Source organism: Aggregatilinea sp. (genome assembly GCF_036822615.1).
In the GTDB taxonomy this organism is placed as follows: Bacteria; Chloroflexota; Anaerolineae; order Aggregatilineales; family Aggregatilineaceae; genus Aggregatilinea.
Map to the genome: position 1 here is coordinate 222 of NZ_DAISHJ010000193.1, position 5347 is coordinate 5568.

General features: G+C 65.9%; 4 protein-coding genes. All 4 read left to right on the top strand.

The genetic code is table 11. The annotated features are described in order from the left end of the window. Positions 1 to 491 (top strand): ATP-binding cassette domain-containing protein (locus V7116_RS25195; RefSeq protein WP_324394763.1); only part of this gene is annotated, 491 nt, incomplete at its 5' end. 535 nt (positions 492 to 1026) lie between these two features. Further along, positions 1027 to 2781, top strand: a complete 1755-nt coding sequence (gene cydC, locus V7116_RS25200) for a thiol reductant ABC exporter subunit CydC (RefSeq protein WP_324394764.1) — start codon at positions 1027 to 1029, stop codon at positions 2779 to 2781. Positions 2782 to 3179: 398 nt separating this feature from the next. After that, positions 3180 to 3620: an Hsp20/alpha crystallin family protein gene (locus V7116_RS25205; RefSeq protein ID WP_324394765.1), complete on the top strand. Its 441-nt coding sequence runs from the start codon at positions 3180 to 3182 to the stop codon at positions 3618 to 3620. Between the two features lie 261 nt (positions 3621 to 3881). Further along, the coding region (locus tag V7116_RS25210) for a DUF4397 domain-containing protein (RefSeq protein WP_324394766.1) at positions 3882 to 5347 on the top strand (1466 nt) is incomplete at its 3' end.

Genomic DNA, 5347 nt, shown 5'->3' on the forward strand with positions numbered 1-5347 from the left:
ACCTGTTCAACGCGTCCGTGGCCGACAACATCCGCCTCGCGCGCCCCGATGCCCCGTTGGACGACGTGATCCGCGCCGCGCAGCAGGCCCACGCCGACACGTTCATCGACGCGCTGCCCCAGGGCTACGACACCCCGGTCGGCGAGCGCGGCTCGCGGCTGAGCGGCGGGCAGGCCCAGCGCATCGCCCTGGCCCGCGCCTTTTTGAAGGACGCGCCTCTGCTGATCCTGGACGAAGCCACGTCCAGCCTGGACCCCGAAACCGAGACGCTGCTGCAAGACGCCATCGAGACGCTCATGCGCGACCGCACCGTGCTGATCGTCGCACACCGCCTGAGCACCATTTACCACGCGGATCAGATCGTCGTGCTCGACGGCGGTCAGGTCGTGGATACCGGCCCGCACGACGTGCTGCTCTCGCACGCGGGCATCTACCGCGATCTCGTCCAGGCGTACGCGGAACACAAGCCGTCAGCCGTCGGTGGTCAGTGATCAGCCAAAAGCGAGTTGCAGACACGATGATAGACTTCAAGACGTTGTACACCCGGGCCAGATTGCATACCCCCGCCCCCATTCCGGCCCTGACAGGAGAAGAGCAGCCGCACGATGACCGTAGGGGCGGGGCTTGCTCCGCCCGCCGTTCGCCTTCACTTTCGCGCAAGATCGCTTTTCCGCGCGTGTGGGGTAAGAAAACAGGCATCGCAGGTTTAAAACTCACCGACAAGCTAACGGGCAAAAGGCAGGCCTTGTTCCCAAACACGAGCGGCTCGACAAAGTACGCAAGGGTCGATGAACGTAAGCGTAGAGCAAACTTTGCCCGGCTTTTTCATCCCCGGGCGGGGCAAGCCCCGCCCCTACAAAAGGCGATCCTCGGCTCCCCCTCGAAGGGGCTTAATTTGGTGTGTATGGGTTTGAAATTTGCCCTGACAAAACCCGTCCGGAACACGCTTTTCTCCCCTCTCCAACTTGATTGGAGAGGGGCCGGGGGTGAGGTCCGCTCTTGCTGCTGTGAATCAGTAACGGCCAAATGACTATGACGAATAACTACAAGACATTTCTGCGACTTCTTCGCCTCGCCTCGCCCTTCAAATGGGGCATGGCCCTCGCCGCGCTGGTCGGATTCGCCACCATCGGCAGCAGCATCGGCCTGATGACCACCTCCGCGTGGATCATCGCGTCGGCGGCGCTGCACCCGGAACTCGGCGCGCTGCACGTCGCCATCGCGGGCGTGCGTTTCTTCGGTATCACGCGCGGCTTCTTCCGCTACGGCGAGCGCTACCTGTCGCACCAGACAACCTTCAAGCTGCTGGCGCGGCTGCGCCTGTGGTTCTACAACGCCATCGAGCCGCTGGCCCCCGCCCGCCTGATGGAGTACCGTAGCGGCGACCTGCTCACGCGCGCCGTGTCGGACGTGGACGAGCTGCAAAACCTGTTCCTGCGCGTGCTGGCCCCGCCGATGATCGCCCTCCTGACCAGCCTCGTGATGGGCGTGTTTTTCGCCACGTACGACGTGCGGCTGGCGATCGTGCTGCTGGGAGCGCTGGCGCTGGTCGGGATCGGCCTGCCGCTGCTGACGGGCGCGTTCAGCCGCGAGCCGGGCCGCTCCGTCCTGGCGACGCGCGCCGATCTCAACGTGGCGCTGGTGGACGGCGTGCAGGGTGTCGCGGATATGGTCGCGTACGGGCGGCAGGCCGATCACGTCATGCGCGTGAAGACGCTCAGTGAGGAATTCGAGCACGACCAGCGGCGTATGGCGCGCATCGGCGGCGTGCATACCATGCTCAGCACGCTGCTGATCGGGCTGGCCGTGATCGCCGTGCTGGTGATCGCCATCCCGAAGGTCCGCGACGGCAGTCTGGACGGTGTGATGCTGGCCGTGCTTGCCCTGGGGACCATGTCCAGCTTCGAGGCGGTGACGCCGCTGCCCGCCGCGTTCCAGCACCTGCGCAGCAACCTCGAAGCGGCGGATCGTCTGTTCGAGCTGCTGGACGCCGCGCCCGCCGTGACCGATCCGGCCACGCCCGCCCCTGCCCCGGCCAGCCCCGATCTGGCCGTGCGCGATCTGAGCTTCCGGTACGGGCCGGACGACACGCTCGCGCTGGACGGCATCAGCTTCAGCCTGCCGCCGGGCAAGCGGCTGGCGATTGTCGGGGAGAGCGGCGCGGGCAAAACCAGCCTGATCAACCTGCTGCTGCGCTTCTGGGACTATCAGTCCGGCACGATCGCGCTCGACGGGCGCGACCTGCGCGACTACCGCGCCGAGGACGTCCGCGCGCAGATGGCCGTGGTGCAGCAGGATACGCATCTGTTCAACGCCAGCATCCGGGAGAATTTGCAGATCGCCCGGCCCGGCGCTCCCGACGAAGCGCTGATCGCCGCCGCGCAGCAGGCCCAACTGCACGACTTCATCGCGGCGCTGCCGCAGGGCTACGGCACCTGGATCGGGGAGCAGGGCCTCAACCTGAGCGGCGGCGAACGCCAGCGGCTCGCCATCGCCCGCGCGATCCTCAAAGGCGCGCCGATCCTGGTGCTGGACGAGGCCACCGCCAACCTGGACGCGGTCACCGAGCGTGCGCTGATGGCCGCTATTCACGCCGCGATGCAGGGCCGCTCCACGCTGATGATCACGCACCGGCTCGTCGGCCTGGACGATTTCGACGAGATCCTGGTGCTAGACCGGGGCCGCATTGTCGAGCGGGGTCGCCACACCGACCTGCTCCAGATCGACGGGCACTACCGCCGCCTGTGGGAGATCCAGAACCAGATCCTCGCGGAGGTGTAGAAAGCAGCGTTTAGCCGTTAGCGATTAGCGGTTAGCAGCGAGCCGAAACCATACCCTGACAGCGTACATTGTAGGGGCATATCGTGATACGCCCCGTTTCTGTTTCCCCAGGCATCTCCCGCATGGTCTTTCGTAGGGGCGGGGCTTGCTCCGCCCGTTGTGCGCAAAGCCGGGTAGGGCAAGCCCTACCCCTACGGATCACGCCAATCCCTCTACGCGGCTCTTGCTAATCGCTAACCGCTGACCGCTGCTTTTTCGCTTCTAACGAACGTTCTACGCAGCGCTTATGTAATGTCTACGCACCGCTTATATTTTTCTAGCGCAGGCCGCTTATAGTAAAAGCATCACTGTAATCAATTCCGTTGTGACAGAAACGGCTGCTTGAGGAGGCTACTATCATGGCTCGTGTTGCTCGTTGGGACCCCATTCGTGACATGATTACGATGCGTCAGGCGATGGACCGCGCGATGGACGAATCCTTTGCGCGCGGCGCAGAAACACGCGGAACCGGCGCGTGGCTCCTGCCGATGGACGCCTACGTGACCGAAGACGCGATCGTGATCCGCGCGGACGTGCCCGGCATCGCGGCGGAAGACCTTGAGATTCTGCTCGAAGGCGATACGCTGACCATTCGCGGCGAGATCAAGCGCGACCAGGAGGAGAACCGCAAGTACGTCCTGCTGGAACGCCCGACCGGGAAGTTCGAGCGCACCCTGACCATCAACACGCCGATCGACCACGACAAGGTCGAGGCCAGCTTCAAAGACGGCGTGCTGACCCTGACTCTGGCGAAGGCCGAAGCCATCCGCCCGCGCCAGATTGCGGTCAAGGCCGGGTAAAACGCTCTTAACCCGGGTCGAGCAAGGTCAACTTTCCGGTTAAGCGGATTTAACCGGGACACAACTCAGTATTACCAACTGCCCGCTGGCGGTGACGAACTCCCCCACGTCATTCCAGCGGGCGTTTGCGTCCCCCTGAGCGGGCGCAGCGCCCGCTCAGGGGGACCATAGTGCGCTGTCCCTCGCGGCGTATCACCTGTACAATTCACGGTTGAAATAAAGAGACTATTGTCGTTTCCGTGAGCGCCCGGAGGAATCACCATGCGACGCCTATCATTTGCTGCGCTCGCGCTGCTGGCCGCGATGCTGCTGCTGGCAGCCTGCGGCGGCTCTGACGAGAAGCCAAAGCCCACGAATACCCCCGTTCCGCCGAGCGCCACCCCGCGCCCGACCTCGACGCCGGTCGTCGTGCCGGAAGTCGAGACCGACCCGACGGTACGCGGGCAGTTCCGGGTGATCGATGCCAGCACGGACCTGCCGACCGTCAACATTTACCTCAACGCGGCGCTCATCGGCAGCCAGTTCAGCGCCGGATCGTACACCGCGCAGCCGCTCACCTTCGGCGCGGGCACGTACACGCTGCGCGTCGTCGCGGTGGACGCCGAGGCGGACGCCCCGCCCCTGCTCGACTACGAATTGACGCTCGAAGCGGGCGAAAGCCAGATCCTGCTGCTGGGCGGGACGCCGGACGAGCCGGCCATCACGCGCTACGACGAGGACCTGTCGGGCCTGTCCGCCGGGACCGCGCGGATCAGCGCCATCGACGCCACGCCGGGCAGCGAGCCGTTCGACGTGTGGCTGGGCACGGAGGGCCTGTTCAGCGGGGTCGAGTTCGACGCGCCTGCCGGACCGGCGACCCTCGACGCAGGCTCGCAGCACATCGAGTTCCGGCGCGGGGTGTCCGTCTTCCGCGCGATGGACGTTCAGCTTGGCGAGCGCGTCGCGTATACCTTCGTGCTAGTGGGCACGGACGAGGACAGCGAGATCATCACCCTGCAAAGCCAGGTGCAGCTTCAGGCCGAAGTCCGCATCATTCACGCCGCGCAGGGCGTGCCCGCCGTGGACGTACTGCTCGACGACGAGCCGGTCGCCAGCGGCCTCGCCTACGGGACCTGGACCGACTGGGTATCGTCGCTGGCCCAGTCGCGGACGCTGCGCGTCGTGCCCGCAGGCGGCGGCGATCCGCTGTACGAAGCGCCGCTCGCGCTGCGCCCCGACCGCCCGCTGGACGTGATCCTGATCGGGGAGCCGGACGAGGTGAGCGTCGCGCAGGTGCAGGAAGACCGCTCGCCCACGCCGGGCAACGCCGCGCGCATGGTCTTCATCAACGCTGTGCCGCACGCCGCGCGCGTGGAGGTCACGACGTCTTCCGGCCCGGTCGAGGGCGTCTCGACGCTCAACTACGGCTTCGGGTCGGCGCCGATCACGGTCATCGAAAAGCAGGGCGCGTACGTCTTCAACAACGCCAATGTCAGCTCCGACCTCGTGGGCCGCACCGACGACACCCACTGGGCAGCGGGGCACGCCTACACCCTGATCGCCACGGGCGACGAGTCCGGCAGGCCGCTCGTGCTGGACAGCGAGGTGGGCACTAACGATACGGTCGTCAACGACTACGGCGCGATTGCGCCCGCTGACGCGGGCATGGAGCATTACCGCATTCGTATCATCAACGCGCGCAGCGAGGGCGGCGCGGTGGACGTGGACCTCGGCGGGCAGCCTGCCGC

Bases quoted from the DNA above. Each gene is read 5' to 3' on its own strand.
- cydC (WP_324394764.1), top strand. From the start codon at position 1,027: ATGACTATGACGAATAACTACAAGACATTTCTGCGACTTCTTCGCCTC.
- V7116_RS25205 (WP_324394765.1), top strand. From the start codon at position 3,180: ATGGCTCGTGTTGCTCGTTGGGACCCCATTCGTGACATGATTACGATG.